This is a genomic window from Cupriavidus sp. DB3, assembly GCF_020418465.1.
GTDB classification, from domain to species: Bacteria; Pseudomonadota; Gammaproteobacteria; order Burkholderiales; family Burkholderiaceae; genus Cupriavidus; species Cupriavidus cauae.
The window spans coordinates 1-1,455 of sequence record NZ_JAIZPL010000016.1 but is presented as its reverse complement, the minus strand read 5'-3'; the positions used below and the strand labels follow the sequence as shown (position 1 = coordinate 1,455).

Below are 1,455 nucleotides of genomic sequence, written 5' to 3'. Positions count from 1 at the left end.
CATCGAGCAGGTGAACCAGGCGGTGGCGCAGATGGACGAGGTCACGCAGCAGAACGCGGCGCTGGTCGAGCAGGCCGCCGCCGCGGCCGGTTCGCTGGAAGACCAGGCCGCGCGGCTGCGCGACGCGGTGGCGGTGTTCCGCGTCAGCCTGAAGGCCGAGCCGCGTCCGATGCGTCCGCGTGCCGCGTCGGCGCAGCCGGCCGAGGCGCCGCGGCTGGCGCGCGCGTAAGCGCCCGGCCGATGCCCATCGGGCAGGTAGTCGATGCGCACGGGATGCGCAGGTGATGGGCGCTTGACAGGTATTTGATGGGTAATTGATGGACAGGGAGGCCGGACCCAAGAGGGCTCGGCACCAATCGAAGCACGGACAGCAGCATCGCCCGGCATTACAACGAAGCCGGTAAGCGCGGCGCCCGATCCCCGACGATCGGCGCCGCAATCCGGCCGGACGGTCATCCAGAAGAAGAGGTAGTTCTCATGCAATGGTTCAAGCAACTGCGAGTCGCGACGAAGCTGGTCGTCGGCTTTCTGATCGTTTCCGTCATCGGCATGGCGATGGGCCTGCTGGGGGTGGTCAATATGGGCCGGATGACCGAGTGGACCAGCCGGATCTACAACAACGACCTGCAGGCGCTCAAGGCCGTGCAGGACGCCAACATCAACCTGCTGTACGCCAGCCGCGCGCAGATCGCGCTGCTGTCGGCCTCGACGATGGGCGAACGCACGACCGAGAAGACGCTGATCGAGAAGTCGTTCGGCGTGGTCGACGAGCGCATCAAGCAGGCGCGCAACTCGTTCCAGACCGAGCAGGGCCAGGCGCTGCTCAAGCAGTTCGACACGCTGCTGCCGGCATACCGTGACCGCATGGGCAAGTATGTCGAGCTGGTCTCGCGCCAGCCGCTCGATACCTCGCAGTTCGAGAGCCAGGTCTTCGAGGAAAGCACGGCCCTGCTCAAGGATGGCCATGCGATCGAAGAGCTGATGTTCAACATGGTCAAGCGCCGCGACGCCGGTGCCCGCGCCAACATGGAAGAGGCCCAGGGGGTCTACGAAAGCTCGCGCCTGTGGATGCTGGCGCTGGTGCTGGGCGGACTGGCGGTGTCGCTGCTGCTCGGCGTGTTCCTGGCCCGCGCGCTGTCGCGCCAGCTGGGCGGCGAGCCGGCCTACGCGGCCTCGATCGCGTCGCGTATCGCCGACGGCGACTTCTCGACCGAGATCAAGCTGCGCGCCGGCGACCGCGGCAGCATGCTGTACGCGATGAAGCAGATGCAGCTGCAACTGTCGGGCATGGTGCAGGAGTTCAAGACGGCGGCCGAGTCGATCGCCTCGGCCTCGCGTGAGATCGCCGCGGGCAACAGCGACCTGTCGCAGCGCACCGAGCAGCAGGCGGCCTCGCTGGAAGAGACGGCGTCGAGCATGGAAGAGCTGACCGGCACGGTGCGCCAGAACGCCGAC

1 protein-coding gene and 1 pseudogene are annotated in these 1,455 nt (G+C 67.2%); both read left to right on the top strand.

Translation table 11 applies throughout. From position 1 onward, the window contains the following. Positions 1–229: pseudogene (locus K7G19_RS24865) on the top strand (chemotaxis protein); the annotation flags it as partial. A gap of 248 nt (positions 230–477) precedes the next feature. Beyond that, on the top strand, positions 478–1,455 hold a 978-nt coding region (locus tag K7G19_RS24860; RefSeq protein ID WP_226109665.1), incomplete at its 3' end, for a methyl-accepting chemotaxis protein.